Raw genomic sequence first — 15510 nt, 5'->3', positions numbered from 1 at the left:
GTGTTTCCAGAGGCTGCGTTGCCAGTCGCATGATGGATCGGGCGCCGGCAACGACCCGGCGGCGGCCTGGGAACCGCCGAATGGCTCGACGCGCTCGATGAACTGGTGCCGATGACGTAAGCAGTGGCGCCGGCCGCCGGCCCGATTACAATCGACTGCATGATCCTGGACCTGCACCCCCAGCTCCGCATCCAGAAACTCACGCTCGGACGCGAAGGCGCGCCGCTGGTGGTGATCGATAATTTCGTCGCCGAGCCCGAGCGGCTGGTGAAGAAGGCGGCCACGGCGCAGTTCGCGTCGGGTGGGCAGTACTATCCGGGCATTCGGGTCAAGGCGCCGCCTTCATACGAGCACTTCATGGTGACTCGCCTGCCTGCGTTGGTCGGCGAGCATTTCGGCTTGACGAGCCCGTCGTTGCGCCTGAGCATGTGTCACTACTCCCTGGTGACGACGCCGGCCGCGGAGCTGACGCTGTTACAGCGGCTGCCCCACGTCGATTCACTCGCCCCCGAAGGGCTGGCGACCATCCATTATCTGTTCACGGCGAAACACGGCGGCACCGCGTTCTATCGTCATCGAGCCACGGGCTACGAATATCTGGATCGGGAGCGCGGGCCGGTGTACTCGCGTGCGCTGGATTCCGAATGTGCCGGCCCGGACCGGCCGTCCTTGGAATACATCAATGGCGACACGGCGCTGTTCGAAGAAATCGCCCGAGCCGAGGGCGTCTTCAACCGCGTGCTCGTCTACCGCCGCAACTCCCTGCACTCGGGCTCGATCGACCGCGCCTTCGTGCCGGATCCGAATCCCAGAACCGGCCGGCTGTCGATCAACTGCTTCGTCGACCCCTGACGCGGGCGCGTCAGCTCCTATGATATGAACGACCCTCGGCGAGGTGGATAACCAGAGGTCTTTCATGGCACACGGCGCGGTGAAGATGCCACTGACAGAGTTGATCGACAGCAATCTTCAGCCCTCCGTCGGCACGGACGCCGTCAACAAGGTGCTGCATGCCATTCGCAACCACCTCGACATGGACGTCGCTTTCGTCGCGGAATTCCGCACTCACGATCGTATCTTCCGTCATGTGGACGCCCGGGATCGTACGCCCATCGTGTCCGGCGATGCCGCGCCGTTGGAACAGGGCTATTGCAAACGAGTGGTCGAAGGGCGACTGCCTGAGTTGATTCCGGACACGCAGCAGGTCCCGGCGGCGCAGGCGTTGCCGGACACGCAGGCCATTCCAATCGGCGCTCACTTGAGTGTGCCCATTCGACTGTCGGACGGACGCGTCTTCGGCACCTTTTGCTGTTTCAGTTTCGCGCCCGATCCGTCGCTGGGGGAGCGTGACCTGAAGGTGATGCATGTGTTCGCCGCGTTGCTGGCCGATCAGATCGATCGCGATCTGGAGCAGCAGCGCACGCTCGAACAGCGCAAGAGAATCGTCACGTCCGCGCTCGATGCCGGGCAGCCCTCGATCCTGTATCAGGCGATCTACGATCTATCGACCCGGCGGCTGGCTGGATTGGAATGCCTGTCGCGCTTCCGTCTCGAACCGCAGCGCCCGCCCGATGAATGGTTCGCGCAAGCGGCGGGGGTCGGCATGGTCGTGGATCTCGAGCTTGCGGCGATCCGCAACGCGCTGAGCGCGTTGCCTTCGTTGCCCACGGATGTTTATCTGGCATTGAACTGTTCGCCGCAGACGTTGTTGAGCGGGCGCCTGCACGAGTTGCTGCTCTCGGCGGGACTCGGCCGCATCGTTCTGGAAATCACCGAGCACGATTACATTCAGGATTACCCGGCGCTGCTTTCGTCTCTCGCGCCGTTACGCGCACAGGGATTGCGGGTTGCCATCGACGATGCGGGCGCGGGCTACGCCAGCCTGCGCCACGTGCTCAATATTCAGCCGGATCTGATCAAGCTGGACATCAGTCTGACTCGCGACATCGACAGCGATCCCAAGCGTCGGGCGCTGGCCTCGGCGCTCATCGCGTTTGCTCGCGAAACGCAGGCACGCATCGTTGCCGAAGGTGTGGAAACGCAAGCGGAGTTGCGGACGCTGCGACAGCTCGGCGCGGGCTGCGCCCAGGGATATTTCCTGGCGCGGCCGATGCCGTTCATGGAGGCGATCAGTCGGCCGTTTCCGAGCGCTTAGCGACCGAACACGGCCGCGATCGCGCTGCTGCCGCGACCGATCGGATCTTTGCGAATCGCCTTTTCTTCCTCGCCCACTTGAGTGAACAGCGCGTTCAGACTCTGTGTGAGCACGTGCTGTTCCAGATCCAGGTCGGGCTTGTTGGTCAGCGGCAATTGTTTGTAAGCGCTGAGCAGCTGCTGATATTGATTGTAGAAGCCGATCTGTTGCAGGTTGCTCTGGATGATGGGCAGATATTTCTGTCGCAATTCAGCTTCAGTGTGCTGGCGGAAGTAGGCGGTCGCGGCAGTGTCGTTGCCGCGCACGATGCCCAGCGCATCCGAAATCGTCATGCTTCGCACGGCACTGACGAACACGTCCTTCGCCTGAACCGCGGCGTGCTCGGCGCCTTGATTCATGAGCTTCTCGATCTGGTCGATCTGCCCGCCCAGGCCGAACTGTCGCAGCCGGGTGGCGAGGGGCTGCACCGATTCCGGCAGCCGGATGCGATAGATCGAGCTGTTCTGATAGGCGCCGGTCTTTGACAGAAGCTCCGCCGCACGGGTGCTGCTCAGCTCGAGCGATTCCTTGACCGCGCGCGACAAACCGGACTGATTGGAACTGCCAGAGGCTCCGCCGCTCGACTGCAGAACCTGCGACATTTCCGCGCACGCGCCCAAGCCGGTGCTCACTGCAACGGCCAAGCCCACGATCGCGATTGCTCGCGTACCTCGACGAATTTGCATGACATTCCCGATACGTTCCCGCTGGAGGGCGGAGTGTATCGCGACTCGACTCGTTGCGGCGCTGGACCGCGTTGCTCGTCTTCCGCGGGAAGCGGCGGGCAAGTTCTAGCGTCGATAGGCCCGGCCACTGCGGTGGCCGGGTTATTCCTCGAAGCGACTCGCACCGTCACGATTGCGTTCGTATCGTCTCGCGAGCGGAAACGGCGGCAGCCAGGATTCGCGGCGAACCGTCCAGAGCTCGTAGGTGGGTTGCAGTTGATCCGGGGCATCCAGCGATCCCAGATGCACTTCGATCTCGTCGCCGCTGCGTGAGAAAACCGACGAGCCGCAGCGAGGACAAAAGAACCGTCCGGCGTAGTCGCGGGCTTCACCCTCGATGGTCACTGCGTCCTGAGGGAATATCGCGGTAGCGAGGAAGAGCGCGCCGTGATGTTTGCGACAGTCGAGGCAGTGACAGATGCCGACTCGATAAGGACGACCCGACGCCACGATTCGTACGTTGCCGCACAGGCAACCTCCGGTGAAGCGGTCCATGGTGGCTCCTATCGGCTCGTGGGGCATTTGGGAATGATGTGAGCACTCGCGGTGTCGTCGGCTTTTCCTTCGACCAGGATCTCGACTCTGCGATTCAACTGTTGCGCCTCGTTCGCCGACGAGAAGCTCATGGGCCGGCGTTCCCCGATGCTGACGACTTCGACGGGGATGCGGCCCATGCCGGATGCCGCCAGCGCCCGCTGTACCGAGCGGGCTCTCTTGAGCGCCAACGTGTCGTTGTAACGACATGTTCCTACCGAATCGCTGTGACCCACCACCACGACGCGTGAGGCGCGCTCTCGGCGCAGTTGTCGGGCGAGTTTCGTGATCGCCGTGCGCGCCGGGGCACGAAGCTCGGCTTCGTTGAAACAGAAATGCAGTGAGGGGCCGCGTCGTCGCAGTAAAGGATCCGAATACGTCGCAATCGTGCGCCCGCTGGCTGTGATGCCATCCCATGCCATTGCATCCGTTGCCGCACGCGCCCGAAGATTGCCGGGTATGTCCGAGCGCTGTTCCAGGACCTCGGACGTCATTGCGGCCACGCCGCTGTCGGTGCAGGTGTCTTCGATCAGATCCATGGCATCCTCGAAGTTCGGCGCTGGCCGGATGCCGGTGGTTGGATCGATGGGCCGGCGCAGGCGCTGCGATAACAGCGTCAAACGCAAGGCGCCGCCCACGGAGGTGTGGCCTAGCGTTTGGGTCGCGCGCTCCAGGGGCTCGAGGTCATCTCTATCGCCAATGCGGCCGCCGAAGTACAGCAGGCGGCCCACGTCCTTGGCCAGTCGGCCGTCGGCGTCGAGCAGCACCTGCAGAGCGGCGAGATCATCGGGTGTGCTCAGTTTGGTGACCGCGATGGTGATCGGCTCGCTGACGATGTCTTCATGAGGTGGCCCGACCTGCAGCCGCGCGCGAACTTCATAGTCGCCGGCTGCGTCGAAGCTCCAGCCCTCGTCGCCGAAATAGATGGGAATGGTTGCTTCGGTGATGGCGCCGGGGGCGAGCCGGGCATTGTCGTCGCTGGTCGGTTCGAACCAGTTGAGCGGTTGCACCGTCTGCCATTCAGCCGCGCCCGATTGACGATATTCGATTACAAACATGCCATAGCGGGGATTCAGTCTGCCGACGATCGGCAGGGCCTGTTCGCCCGTGTTGTTGACGGTGAGCCGGATCGCCACCGGATATCCAAGGGGATACGCAGCCGACTGAGCCTGCAGTCGAATGTCCGCACTGGGCGGCGGCGACTCCGCTTCCGCGGCTTCCGCGCTACTGAAGCCGAACAGTAGTTGCAACCTGCGCAGCGCCAATGCAAAGCGCGAGCGCTCGTCTGGATTCACCACTTGCGTACGGACATCGTCACATTCCGTTGGTGACGCACGTCGAGAAGTGTAGGGCGAGTTCGCCGGTCCGGGCAGAATGTCGCGCGCACCGGCTGTTTGAAAGAAACGGATCGTGCTCGGGCTGATCGTCATGAGCGGTGCTTCGCGCAAGCGCCAGCCACGCGGCTGCATTTCGGAGATGCAGCGTGTCGGCGCTTCCAGCGTCAATCGGCCCTCTCGCGTTTGCGCGGCATCGGTGTGATGTCTGTTGAACGCATGTAGCAGCTCGTGAGCGAACGTTCTCAGTTGCAGCGTCGCGATCTGCGTGGGCTCATGCGCGCGAAAGAAACGTTCGGTCGTTCTTGGCGCGACGGCAAAGCCCTCGCGCCCCGATGTGTCGAACATGATGCCGAACAACTCCGAGCCGTCGTCCGCCATCAAGGCATTGACGAACAGCGCGTACAGCGTCGCATCCGTTCCCGGCACGGATTTGTTCTTCCAGGCGTTGACGAACTGGAACAGATCGGCGCGGTCGAGCGGACCGCTGGCCGGGTCGTAGGGCAGGTGGGTCTCATCGAGCGCCAGGTTCAGCTCGATGCCGCCGTCACGCAAAATCCCAGCCAGGGAAATGGGTTCGTCCGCTTCGTCAACGTCGAAGCTGATGGGCTCGATGTGCGCCAATGAGTCGACTTCCAGCGCGACTGAATAGCGCTGTCGCGCGCAGCTGGGCTGATCGCAATCGCTGTCCGGCCAGTAGAGTGCCCACAGAACGATCGCTGCGATGACCACGGCGACCGACGCGGCAACATACGATCGCGCTCTCCGGCTGTAATTTCTGCCTGCGTTCTCTGCGTTCATCCTTTCCAGAGTAGCACTAGTGCATGTGGCCGGCAGCCTCCGGCTTGGCGCTGACCTGCCCAGCGTTTCCGCGCAGCTCCGTCAACGACTGTTTCACCACGCTGACCGCTGCGAACACCGCGAGCCCGCTCATGATGGTTGCAACGACCAGATCCGGCCAGCCGCTCCCCGTCCCGAAAACGCCGAGTGCGGCGAGCAGGACGGCGACGTTGCCGATGGCGTCGTTGCGTGAACATAACCATACCGAGCGCATGTTGGCATCGCCGTCGCGGAAGCTATAAAGAAGGAGTGCCACGCCGACATTGGCGGCGAGCGCGAGGAAGCCGACGCGGCCCATGGTGATTGCATTGGGAACGGTGCTGTCGAAAGCCGCCCAGGCGGCCTGGCCGAATACAAAGATTCCATAAACCCCCATCGAGAGGCCTTTGATCAGCGCGCTCCGGGAGCGCCACACAGGAGCCAGTCCCAGCACGAACAGCGCTATGGCGTAGTTGGCCGAATCGCCCAGGAAGTCGACGGCGTCGGCCAGCAAGGAGACCGAGCTGGCGTGCCAGGCAGCGGAGAATTCGATGGCGAACATGGCGCCGTTGACGACCAGCGCAAGCCACAGCGCACGGCGAAAACGCGCCGAATTTCCCGTCGGCGGAGCACAGCAGCCCCCCTGGTGGCAATCACTCATCGCGGTTCCTTCAATAGCAGGGTGCGGCTATTGAGCACTCTGTAGTAACTTCAGAGTCAAGAGGAGACTGCAATGGCCAGGTCATATCGGATCGGAGAACTGGCGCGTCAAGTCGACGTGCCCGTGGCGACGATTCGCTACTACGAACGCGAGCAATTGTTGCCGAAGCCGAATCGCTCGGCGGGAAATTTCCGGCTCTATTCGGAAGCTCATCGGGACCGTCTGGTGTTCATCCGCCAGTGTCGTTCCCTCGACATGACGCTGGAGGAAATATCCTCACTGCTCAAGCTGAAGGAAGACCCGCAGAGCAGTTGTGAGCAGGTGAATTCGCTGATCGACGATCACATCGCCGACGTCACCCGCCGCGTGGCGCAGATGCAGCGCCTGAAGCAGGATCTGGAATCGCTCCGGCGTCGGTGCGATTCCACCAGGAGCGCGGGTGAGTGCGCGATCCTTGCCGGGTTACTTGCCGCTCGGCCGGAACGGCCACACCCAGGAGACTAACGGACCGACCTTGCGCGTCTGAATCCAGCGCAAGAGCGCCGCGTCCGTGCTGTGCGCTCTCCGATTCCTCGGTTCGCTCGACGCGGGTGCTAGTGAATGCCCGATGAGTCGCTGCGCTGTGTGGTTTCCGACACGGCGTTGCGGACGGATTCGGCGAGTCCGTTACCTACTACTTCACCGAGACGCTCGCGAATGCCCGAGACGATGAGGTCGCACACGGGGTCCACGATCCGGTCTCGGACCGTTTGCGCGATCTGTTCTATGTTGAAGGATCCGCCGAGAACGATCTGTTCCGCCACCGCCGCGCGAACCGCTGCGCCCAGGCGCTCACGTTGCGCACTCTCGATTCGATCCTCGACGACTGACTTGAGCTGCTCGCGGACGTCCTGGCCGACGCGCTCGCGAATGTTGTCTGCAATCCGCTCGCGCAGCGAATCCAGCATGGACTCCGACAGTCCTCCGCCGCTGCCGCCTGCCATGCCACCGCCCACGGCCTGTCCGCCAAATCCGAGCCGCTGCGATCCGCCTCCTGATGCCTTCATCATGAGACGTTCGGAGACCGCCGAGCGCACGGCGCCTTGCAGGCGCTCCTCCAGCGCTTCGCCTACGCCGGTACGCACAACTTCCCGCAGCCGTTCGCGAATGCCATCGCCCACCCGCTCTTCGATTTCTTCGCTCAAGTGCTCACGCACCAGCGAGATGAGCCGTTCGGGGTCGGCGTTGCCTGACTGCATCTGGGTGAGGCCCGTTTGCAATGCCTGACGCAACCGTTCGCGAATCGATTTCTGGACCCGCTCGCGAATCTCGTCTTTCAGGCGCTCCCGTGCCGCACTGATGATTCGCTCGCGCAACGGCGATTCGAGCGTGGCGCTGAGTCGCCAGCCGATCGATTCGGCTTCTTCGCGACCGAACTGCTGAGCGATGGGGCTATTCATCACAGCCTCCCGGCAGACTTGTTTCAGCCGCGTACGCAGTATCTCGCCGGCACGCTCACGCAGTGCTTCGACGATGCGTTCGTGAACCATCTCCGAGAGACGCTCGCTCAGTCTGGATTCGATGCGCTCTACATCGAATCCCTCCGGAGCGCTCTGGCCCTCCATGAACGCAGCGCGAATCTCGTCCGCCAGGCGCCGTCGCAGCGTCTCGCGCAGGCGTCGTTTCAAGGTGTCCGCCAATTGCTCGTGGACTGTGTCTACCAATTGCTGATGAATCGCGTCGCGGATGCGGTCGCGAAGCTGGTCGCCAATCTGCTGTTCCCAACCGGACGAGTCACCGCTCATTCTGTTGAAACCGCCACCGAATTGCCCCCCGCCGAATTGCGCTCCGCCACCGCGCGTTGTGCGCATCGCGGCTTGTAGTGCTTGATTCAGCTGCTGTACGTCATGGGTCTGTGTCATTGCTCTCTCCACTTGTCGGAAGTGCTATTGCGATGCTCTGACATTTCCTTCTGTGCGCGGCTCCTCGACCGGCCGCGATCCAAAACGGAACGCGGAATTTGCGACAGAACGGGCGGTGACGCGATAGTTAGATGGTGCGTCCGATTGCGGCAGGGGCGGTCGTCAGTCGTTCATCCAGCACGACTTTGCCAGCCCGATCGGGACAGTGACGCAAGCGTCGTTGCCGAACGGCAGCGCTCTTTGGCTCGACAGTGGGGCCGCCGTCGATTTCGACGCGGATACAACTCCATCGCCAGCCTCGGCGGCCTGCAGACCGTGATGGAATCCCTGGTCCAGAAGAACCGGACGCCGGAGTACTGGGAGGCCCACCCGGACCGTCTCCAGGCGCTGACCCTGGACGACGTGAACGAAATCGCCGTGCGCCTGCTGGACGTCGAGCGCATGGTCTGGACCATCGCGGGCGACCTGTCGAAGATCGAGCCGCAGCTGACCGGGCTGGATCTGGGCGAACGCCAGGTGCTCGCGCCCGACGGCGAGCAGTTATACGGGTAGCCCGTTGGGCGTATCACGGACGACGCAAGACTATCGAGCCATCGAGCTGATCGCAGCCACCGCGGGTCGGGCGAGGGGCTGCAATCTTCGTCGCAACTCCATGCGCAGCAGCAACAAACTCAGGACTGCCTGCAGCAGCACCGAGCCCGCCAGCAGATACCACAGTTGCTCGATCTGGAATCCAGGCTGTCGCGCCAGCCAGAGCGCCGGCCCCGCGAACACGATGAAGCGGGTGATCGCGCTGAGCAGCGAAGGCACTGTGTTGCCGATGCCTTGAAACATGAACGCGCAGGTGTAGACGAGGCCTTGCGCGACAAAGGTCCAGGACATCACGTGCAGGAACAGCGTCGCGCCGCCCGCGGTCCGGGCATCGGCACCGAACAGGCCGACCAGCTCGGGGGTTCGAAACAGTACCAGCACCGTCGTCGTCAGCATCACCGCGCTGCTCAGCAACGCCGCGATTCGAAACACCTCGTTGACGCGGCCGGCATCGTTGGCGCCGTAACTCTGGCCGGCGATGGGGCCCGCCGCGGAGGCGACCGACATTCCAGCCAAGAGCAGGGTTTGCATGATCCTCGAACCGATGGCGAACGCCGCCTGCGCGGTCGAGCCCTGGTCCCGGATCGCGAAGTACACCACGCCCGTCATTAAAAACATGAGCACGAACTCGGCGCCGGCGGGCCAGCCGATGGCGAGGATGCGTCGCCATTGCTTCAGTTGTGGATAGATCAGCGCACGCTCCAGGCGGAACTGTCGCTGCGTGCGAGAAAAATGCAGCCCCATGCAGAGCACGCCGACAAAGATCGCGACGCTGGTGGCCAGGCCCGCGCCCTTCACGCCCAAAGCAATGCCGGTGCCCCAGCCGGCGATGAACACCGGAGCCAGCGCGGCATTCAGCACTACGGTCAGAGACACGAAGAATACCGCGGGTCTGATCACACCCGCGCCCCGCAGCGTGGAGCTCATGGCAATCATCGGAAACAACAGGGCATAGGCGGGTGCGACCCAGTAGATATAGCTGGTGCCCGCTGCGATGGTGCCCGCTTCGCGAGAGACCACGCGCATGTACGGTGGCATCAGCAGGCACACGCTGATCACCGCGATGACGCCGCACACCACGGCCATGACCATGGATTGGTTGAAAAGGAGATTGGTGTTGGCCACGTCCTTGCGGCCCAGACTGTGAGCCACCAGCACGGTCGTGCCAGTGCCCAGCACCTGGGTCAGCGCCGAGAGAATGAACGTTGCGGTCCCTGCCGCATTGATGCCGGCGGTCGCTTCGGTGCCGAGGCGCGTCACGAAGTACAAATCGATCAGGTGGTACGCAACGCCCGCCACCATGCTGATGGCGACGGGCGCCGCCATGCTGAGGATGTGGATGGCGATGGAGCCTCGGGTCAGGTCTTTCACTGGCGGCATCGATCGGGCGTACGAAGCGCCCACTATTGCCCAAATCAAAAGCGGTTGCGCCGCCCATGCGCCGGCGCCGGCAAAGCACTCGCGATTGGCGCGGTGTCCGACTTGGAGAATGGGATTATGCGCCGGCTCGCGGTGGCCGAAAATGAACCCATTTTGATCTAGATCGGCACACGGGGAGATGTCATCCCATTCGAACTGAAATGAATTTGTTTGCTGTTGCCGGGGGGGCGTAGGTGTCGTCACAGCACGGTCATATTGAGCAGGTGGCAAACGACACAACTAGATGGGGAGCTCCGATGGCTTCGACTGTTCATATGAATCAACGGTCAGGAAGGATTCCTCGGATACGTGGCGCAAGGAGCGCGGCCACCGTCTGTTCCGTGGTTGCTTTGACGTCCGTCTCGCCAGCGCTGCTCGGTGCCGACCGGGGCGCGGCTACCGAGGATGGCAAAGTCATCGATGAGATTTTTGTCACGGCGCAGAAGCGGGTGGAGCGCTTGCAAGATGTGCCGATGTCGATCTCGGTGCTCGAGGGCGACACGCTGGACCGTTCGGTGCAGGGCATGAGAGAAGCGTTGACCCGCAGCCCGGGCGTGGCCACGATCGATACGGGCACCGGCACTACCCAATTGACGATCCGCGGCGTGAGCGGTCCCGGTGTCAACCAGGGATCCAGCCCGGTCGGTTACTATCTGGATTCGGCGCCGTTCGCGATGATCAGAAATTCGCCGGTGCCCGATTCGAATGCTTATGACCTGGATCGTGTGGAGGTGCTGCGCGGCCCGCAGGGCACGCTGTATGGCGCGAGCAGCGCGAACGGCGTGGTGCGCGTGCTCACGAAGGATGCGGATCTCAAGAATTTCGGGATGAAGGCGCGCGTCACCGGCTCGAGCACGACAGATGGCGGCGACAACTTCCGCGGCGACATGGCGGTGAACGTGCCGATCATCGAGGACAAGCTCGCGGCGCGGGCCGTGGTGGGGTATGAGGACTGGAGCGGCTGGATCGATCGTCCGTTCCGCAAGGACGCGAACGGCAGCGAAATTCGCAACATGCGGCTGAAGGTCAATGCACAGCCGACGGACGCGCTCTCGGTCGGTCTGTCCGCGTGGAGCTCTCGCAGTGACTTCGATAACCGCGACGCGTCGACCGATCGACGCACCTATGTGTCGAGAGTGAACGAACCCCAGGCGGTCGACTACGATGTGTATGGATTGAAGGTCGGCTACGATTTCCAGGCCGTGACGTTCACCAGCGCCACCAGCTATCTGGATTTCACCAATGCGGCCACGCTGGATTACGAAGCGATTTTCGGTGCGGCGTTCGCCAACACGCTGCTGCTCTCGCAATTCGATTCGCAGGTGTTCTCGCAGGAGTTCACCTTCAGCTCGACCAGCGACGGCCCGTGGCGCTGGACGGCGGGCGCCATGTACCGCGACGCCAAGGACAAGTTCTTCCAATGGCGGCGCCAGTACCTCAATCCGAAGGGCAACCGCTTCTACGATACCTCCGAATCGGTGGCGGTGTTCGGCGAGTTGACGCGGCGGCTGGCGGACGATCGGCTCGAGCTCACGGGCGGATTACGTTACTTCGAAGACAAGGTCGTGACGCACGAGACCGCGCGCACCTCGGATCCGAACGCCACGCTGGTTACCGTGGACGATAAGTTCGATGCCGTCTCGCCGCGCGCCGTCGTGACCTGGCACTGGAACGATTCGCTGATGACCTATGCGTCCTACGCCGAAGGCTTCCGCAGTGGCTTCAGCCAGCAACCGATCGTGCTGTTGAGCGCGCCCAGCCTGCCGCCGATCGATGCCGACAATCTGATCAACTACGAGATCGGCTCGAAAGGCTCGGTATGGGACAACCGGTTGAGCTTCGAGGTCGCGGTGTTCTACATCGACTGGCAGGACATCCAGCAACAACTCACGATTCAGGCGATCTCGGGCACGGGCAGTGCCTTCACCGTGAGTGCGGGTGTCAATGGCGAATCCGCCAGCGGACTCGGTGCGGAGTTCGGGTTGAACTTCCGGCCCGTCGAGGGCCTGCTGCTCGGGGCGAATTTCGGCTGGAACGATCTGACCATGGATGCGGACGTGTTCTCCGGCACCACGCTGGTATTCAAGAAGGGCGATCGCATCACCAATTCGCCGGAATACACCGCGGGTGTCTCAGCCGACTACACCTTCCCCGTGGGCAGTCGGGGCTACGAGGCCGTGGTGTCGACCTCCGCGAGCTATGTTTCGCTGCGTGAGGCGCGCGCCCTGATCGGCGGCCAATCCACCGTGTTGGTCGGCGATAACATTCTGACGGCGCGCTTGAACCTCGGCGTGAATTCGCCGGACGGCTGGAGCGCCGCCCTGTTCGTCGACAACCTGACGGATGAGGACGGCACACCCATCCCGACACCCGATGCCTACGGTCACATCCGGTTGCGTCCGCGTACGATCGGTCTGCAGTTGGAATATCACTACTGAACGAAGCTCAGTCGAGCGCGGAGAGATCCGCGCTCGACGCATCATGCAGTATTGCCGTAGGGCGGCTGCGCGGCCGGATCGAAAGCCAATACCTGTGCGGGCGTGCCGAGAATAGTGACGTCGTCCGGGCTCAGGCGCGGCGCGACGACGCGCTCGCCGGCATTGATCATCAGCTCATAAATAGGTGCAACGTAGCGTTCGCCGTGCGCGATTTTTACGCGTCCCCGTTCGTAGGCCGACTCGTAATGTTCCGCAAAGCTCGCGGCGGAACGAAACCCGTAAAGGCCGACCGTTGCCCAGCTCGAGATCGGTCGCTTCTCCGCGATCTCGATCACAGCCTCGCTCGAACCATAGCGGACAAAGCTCATGTTGGGCTCGCTGCAATCGAACACCGGGATGCAGCCGGCCGCTGTGCCTAGATCCCGTGGGTGCATGGCATCGGGGGTAACGCAGGTATCGATGTTATATATCCACAGCGGCTGGCTCGGGTCGACGTAGCTCAATGCGTCGAATGCCGTCTCGGCTTGCCCGCGACTCACGCCTGAGCGTTTGGCAATGACGGGGCCGGCGATACCGAGCGCGGCCGCCGCCGAGCGAATCCAATCTCCATCCTCTTCATCGAGACAGGCAAAGACGAATCGCTCCGCGAAGAAAGCCCGCAGTGACAGCAGCGACCAATCCATCAGAGTGCGGCCGCGGGCCATGATCCGAAACTTGGGGGGCAGGTAGCCGCTTTGCCTGAAGCGAGAGCCCAAACCAGCCATCGTTATCAGTACCGTCATCCCTGCGCTCCCGCGTGCCAACTTTGAGCATAGAGCTCCAGACCCGTCGCGAGCATCGCAAGCTGCCGGCGCGGTTGATCCGCATGCAGCGGCAACATGCTTAGAAACAGCAGCGCCTGCAACGCATAGACCTGCTGTCGAAGCGCAACGTCCGGCAACAGCATCGCGTCGAAGATCGATCGCACTCGGGTGTAGTAATCGTTGGCCTGCACCTGCAGGTGCAAGCCGCCCTCCGGTTCGACGGCGACCGAAAACCGGTCGGCCACGATGAAGTCGTACTTGCCTGCGTAAGAGTGGGCCAGCTTGGCGAGGTCGTATCGGCGATCCCCGAAAATTCCCGGCACGCCGAATTCGCCGCGCGGGTCGATCATCTTCACCAGCCGGACTTTGGGGTCGTAGAGCAGGTTGCTGAAACAAAAATCGCCGTGGATCGGCGTCAACTCATCCAGTTCCAGCAGTCCCGTCTGTTCGACGAAGCGGTCCAGGGTCTGCCGGACTCGACCGATGGACCATTGCTCGCCGCCGACACGGACAAAGTGGCGCTTGGCCGACGGGTGCTGCGCAAGGAAGTCCGCCAGGCGCGAACGGGTCTTGTCCACATAGACGACGCGCGCCAGCTGCGGTGCCAGCGAATTCTTCACGGCCTTCTCGGCGAAGCAGGCCTGAATGCAGGCAATGGAGCGGACCACATCGTTCCACGCCCCCAGATTCAGCCGTTGGCTGACCAGCAGATCGCCCAACGTCGGGATCGACAACAGCTCCATCGTGATGAACGGCTCGGTGCCGTCGCTGCTCTCGAAGACCCGCGGAATGAACGGCGCGACTTCATCGGGAATCTGTTTGAACCAGCGCACCTGTTTGCGAAACGACTCCGAGTTCAACGATTTCTTGGTGACCCTGCCCTTCACGGAGTCATAACTCAATGTATTGAAGTGTCGCAGGTTCTGATAGGACAGCCGCGATTCGTAGTAACCATCGACGTGCCCGCAATCCAGCCAGCGCTGGATGGGCCGCAGGTCCATCGGTCGGGCGGCGGAGTAGCTTTCGAGCGCCGCGAAGAACGGTTCGTGTCCGGGACTGCCATGCTCCAACGCCCGGCTCAGCTCGGTGGCCAGGCGCTTGCCATCCTCGAACGAAAACAGACCGACACAGACCGGCCTGGGACCGCCCGGCTCGATTTCATTGCGATCGTTGGTGATCTTGATGCGTCCACCGGCATCGACGGACACGCTGGTCCAGCGATAAAGGTCGTTACGAGATTGCACATACACGGCATCGCCGAGCGGGACGCCGTCCATGTCGATCAAAGTGTCCGCCATGTGGACCACCACCGGCTGGCCGGACGTGATATTCCTGAGTCCGGCGAGAACCGTCTCCGCGATGCTGCCGCTGGCCTTGAGCCGGACGGCTTCGATGCCGATGTTTTCCGGAGGATCGATATCGAACTCGGGCGCGTCCGGGGCCAGCAGGAAGACGATCCGGACGCGGGCGTCATCGCAGCGGTACTGCGAAATGATGCGCTTGTACAAGGGCGCGCCGCCGAGCTGGATGAACGCCGCATACTTGGCGCCCGTCTCGGCTTCCATATCGGGTGACAGGCGGGCCCAGCCGGGCACGAGCACAGCAATATCATTCATCTGACAATCGGTCTCTGCGCAGGAGGGATTCGATCTGCTCGAAATTCAGCGTGACGAATTCCCGGGGACGGATCGCCCGGTCGTCCACGTAAAAACCGTGATGGCCGCACCAGGGTTTGCCGAAATGAAGCTCGTCGTACGGGATCTCGTGGCGAGCCAGCCATTCCACCAGCACGGGTGCGGTGTGGCGCATGATTCTTCCGATGTTGCCATCGTAGGTGCGCATATTCCGGCTGGTATACAGAATGATCCAATAGCCCTGTGTTTTCAGGCGACGCATTTGTTCCACGACACCCGCGACGGGGCTCACCGCGGCATAGGACTGGCCGGTGGCGCAGCGGCCCGCCAATGTGCCGTCCACATCGAAGACGATGACTTTTTCCTGGGCGATCATTCGTGGGCAATCCTTTCGATAGGCGGCACAGGCTAGTCACATCCGCGCGGCGATCAAGCGCCCTGGTCCGATCGCTCAACT

General features: G+C 62.6%; 14 protein-coding genes. 5 read left to right on the top strand and 9 right to left on the bottom strand.

Annotated features, from left to right (window positions below; translation table 11 throughout):
* Positions 1-159 precede the first annotated feature (159 nt).
* Positions 160-852 (top strand): DUF6445 family protein, encoded by a 693-nt coding sequence (locus tag EKO19_RS06955; protein ID WP_129775614.1) that lies wholly within the window; start codon positions 160-162, stop codon positions 850-852.
* 64 nt (positions 853-916) lie between these two features.
* Positions 917-2155 carry a sensor domain-containing phosphodiesterase gene (locus EKO19_RS06950; RefSeq protein WP_217705156.1) on the top strand — a complete coding sequence of 413 codons (1239 nt, stop codon included), beginning with the start codon at positions 917-919 and terminating at the stop codon, positions 2153-2155.
* On the opposite strand, the gene EKO19_RS06945 is transcribed toward EKO19_RS06950, so the two are convergent.
* The 4 genes from EKO19_RS06945 to EKO19_RS06930 all read right to left on the bottom strand — a co-directional run bounded on the left by EKO19_RS06945 (position 2152) and on the right by EKO19_RS06930 (position 6267).
* Positions 2152-2880 carry a DUF4197 domain-containing protein gene (locus EKO19_RS06945; protein ID WP_217705155.1) on the bottom strand — a complete coding sequence of 243 codons (729 nt, stop codon included), beginning with the start codon at positions 2878-2880 and terminating at the stop codon, positions 2152-2154. The genes EKO19_RS06950 and EKO19_RS06945 overlap by 4 nt on opposite strands.
* Before the next feature lie 141 nt (positions 2881-3021).
* A complete protein-coding gene (locus EKO19_RS06940; RefSeq protein ID WP_129775613.1) occupies positions 3022-3414 on the bottom strand; it encodes a GFA family protein in 393 nt (130 codons plus the stop codon).
* Between the two features lie 8 nt (positions 3415-3422).
* Positions 3423-5588: an OmpA family protein gene (locus EKO19_RS06935; RefSeq protein WP_129775612.1), complete on the bottom strand. Its 2166-nt coding sequence runs from the start codon at positions 5586-5588 to the stop codon at positions 3423-3425.
* 16 nt (positions 5589-5604) lie between these two features.
* Complete coding sequence (locus EKO19_RS06930; protein WP_129775611.1) at positions 5605-6267, bottom strand: cation efflux transmembrane domain-containing protein; 663 nt, start codon at positions 6265-6267, stop codon at positions 5605-5607.
* A 72-nt stretch (positions 6268-6339) separates the two neighbouring features.
* On the opposite strand from EKO19_RS06930, the gene cadR reads away from it, so the two are divergent.
* Entirely contained in the window at positions 6340-6771 is a 432-nt protein-coding gene (cadR, locus tag EKO19_RS06925; protein WP_129775610.1) for a Cd(II)/Pb(II)-responsive transcriptional regulator, read from the top strand.
* 89 nt (positions 6772-6860) lie between these two features.
* Here cadR and EKO19_RS06920 read toward each other — a convergent pair whose 3' ends face one another.
* Complete coding sequence (locus EKO19_RS06920; RefSeq protein ID WP_129775609.1) at positions 6861-8168, bottom strand: DUF445 family protein; 1308 nt, start codon at positions 8166-8168, stop codon at positions 6861-6863.
* Positions 8169-8408: 240 nt separating this feature from the next.
* Here EKO19_RS06920 and EKO19_RS06915 point away from each other — a divergent pair, with 240 nt between their 5' ends.
* Positions 8409-8720 (top strand): hypothetical protein, encoded by a 312-nt coding sequence (locus EKO19_RS06915; protein ID WP_129775608.1) that lies wholly within the window; start codon positions 8409-8411, stop codon positions 8718-8720.
* 30 nt (positions 8721-8750) lie between these two features.
* On the opposite strand, the gene EKO19_RS06910 is transcribed toward EKO19_RS06915, so the two are convergent.
* The gene (locus EKO19_RS06910; RefSeq protein WP_157995149.1) at positions 8751-10130 is read right to left on the bottom strand and encodes an MATE family efflux transporter; all 1380 of its coding nucleotides are present in this window, start codon (positions 10128-10130) and stop codon (positions 8751-8753) included.
* 389 nt (positions 10131-10519) lie between these two features.
* Between EKO19_RS06910 and EKO19_RS06905 the strand changes: the two genes are divergently transcribed.
* The gene (locus EKO19_RS06905) at positions 10520-12616 is read left to right on the top strand and encodes a TonB-dependent receptor (protein WP_175596974.1); all 2097 of its coding nucleotides are present in this window, start codon (positions 10520-10522) and stop codon (positions 12614-12616) included.
* A gap of 41 nt (positions 12617-12657) precedes the next feature.
* Here the strand turns inward: EKO19_RS06905 and EKO19_RS06900 are convergent, their stop codons facing one another.
* The 3 genes from EKO19_RS06900 to EKO19_RS06890 are packed head-to-tail and all read right to left on the bottom strand — an operon-like array spanning position 12658 to position 15429.
* The gene (locus EKO19_RS06900) at positions 12658-13419 is read right to left on the bottom strand and encodes a glycosyltransferase family protein (protein ID WP_129775605.1); all 762 of its coding nucleotides are present in this window, start codon (positions 13417-13419) and stop codon (positions 12658-12660) included.
* Complete coding sequence (locus EKO19_RS06895) at positions 13395-15035, bottom strand: aminoglycoside phosphotransferase family protein (RefSeq protein WP_129775604.1); 1641 nt, start codon at positions 15033-15035, stop codon at positions 13395-13397. Before EKO19_RS06895 ends, EKO19_RS06900 begins: the two co-directional genes overlap by 25 nt.
* Positions 15028-15429, bottom strand: coding sequence for an HAD family hydrolase (locus EKO19_RS06890; protein ID WP_129775603.1), 402 nt, complete (start codon positions 15427-15429; stop codon positions 15028-15030). Before EKO19_RS06890 ends, EKO19_RS06895 begins: the two co-directional genes overlap by 8 nt.
* Between the last annotated feature and the right edge of the window lie 81 nt (positions 15430-15510).

Origin of the sequence: Peristeroidobacter soli (assembly GCF_004138485.1) — a bacterium.
GTDB classification, from domain to species: domain Bacteria; phylum Pseudomonadota; class Gammaproteobacteria; order Steroidobacterales; family Steroidobacteraceae; genus Steroidobacter; species Steroidobacter soli.
The sequence above is the reverse complement of the archived record's forward strand: the minus strand, read 5'-3'. Positions and strand labels throughout refer to the sequence as shown.

Excerpts from the sequence above, each read along its gene's own strand:
- EKO19_RS06955 (WP_129775614.1), top strand. The coding sequence starts at position 160 with ATGATCCTGGACCTGCACCCCCAGCTCCGCATCCAGAAACTCACGCTC.
- EKO19_RS06950 (WP_217705156.1), top strand. The coding sequence starts at position 917 with ATGGCACACGGCGCGGTGAAGATGCCACTGACAGAGTTGATCGACAGC.
- EKO19_RS06945 (WP_217705155.1), bottom strand. The coding sequence starts at position 2,880 with ATGCAAATTCGTCGAGGTACGCGAGCAATCGCGATCGTGGGCTTGGCC.
- EKO19_RS06940 (WP_129775613.1), bottom strand. The coding sequence starts at position 3,414 with ATGGACCGCTTCACCGGAGGTTGCCTGTGCGGCAACGTACGAATCGTG.
- EKO19_RS06935 (WP_129775612.1), bottom strand. The coding sequence starts at position 5,588 with ATGAACGCAGAGAACGCAGGCAGAAATTACAGCCGGAGAGCGCGATCG.
- EKO19_RS06930 (WP_129775611.1), bottom strand. The coding sequence starts at position 6,267 with ATGAGTGATTGCCACCAGGGGGGCTGCTGTGCTCCGCCGACGGGAAAT.
- cadR (WP_129775610.1), top strand. The coding sequence starts at position 6,340 with ATGGCCAGGTCATATCGGATCGGAGAACTGGCGCGTCAAGTCGACGTG.
- EKO19_RS06920 (WP_129775609.1), bottom strand. The coding sequence starts at position 8,168 with ATGACACAGACCCATGACGTACAGCAGCTGAATCAAGCACTACAAGCC.
- EKO19_RS06895 (WP_129775604.1), bottom strand. The coding sequence starts at position 15,035 with ATGAATGATATTGCTGTGCTCGTGCCCGGCTGGGCCCGCCTGTCACCC.
- EKO19_RS06890 (WP_129775603.1), bottom strand. The coding sequence starts at position 15,429 with ATGATCGCCCAGGAAAAAGTCATCGTCTTCGATGTGGACGGCACATTG.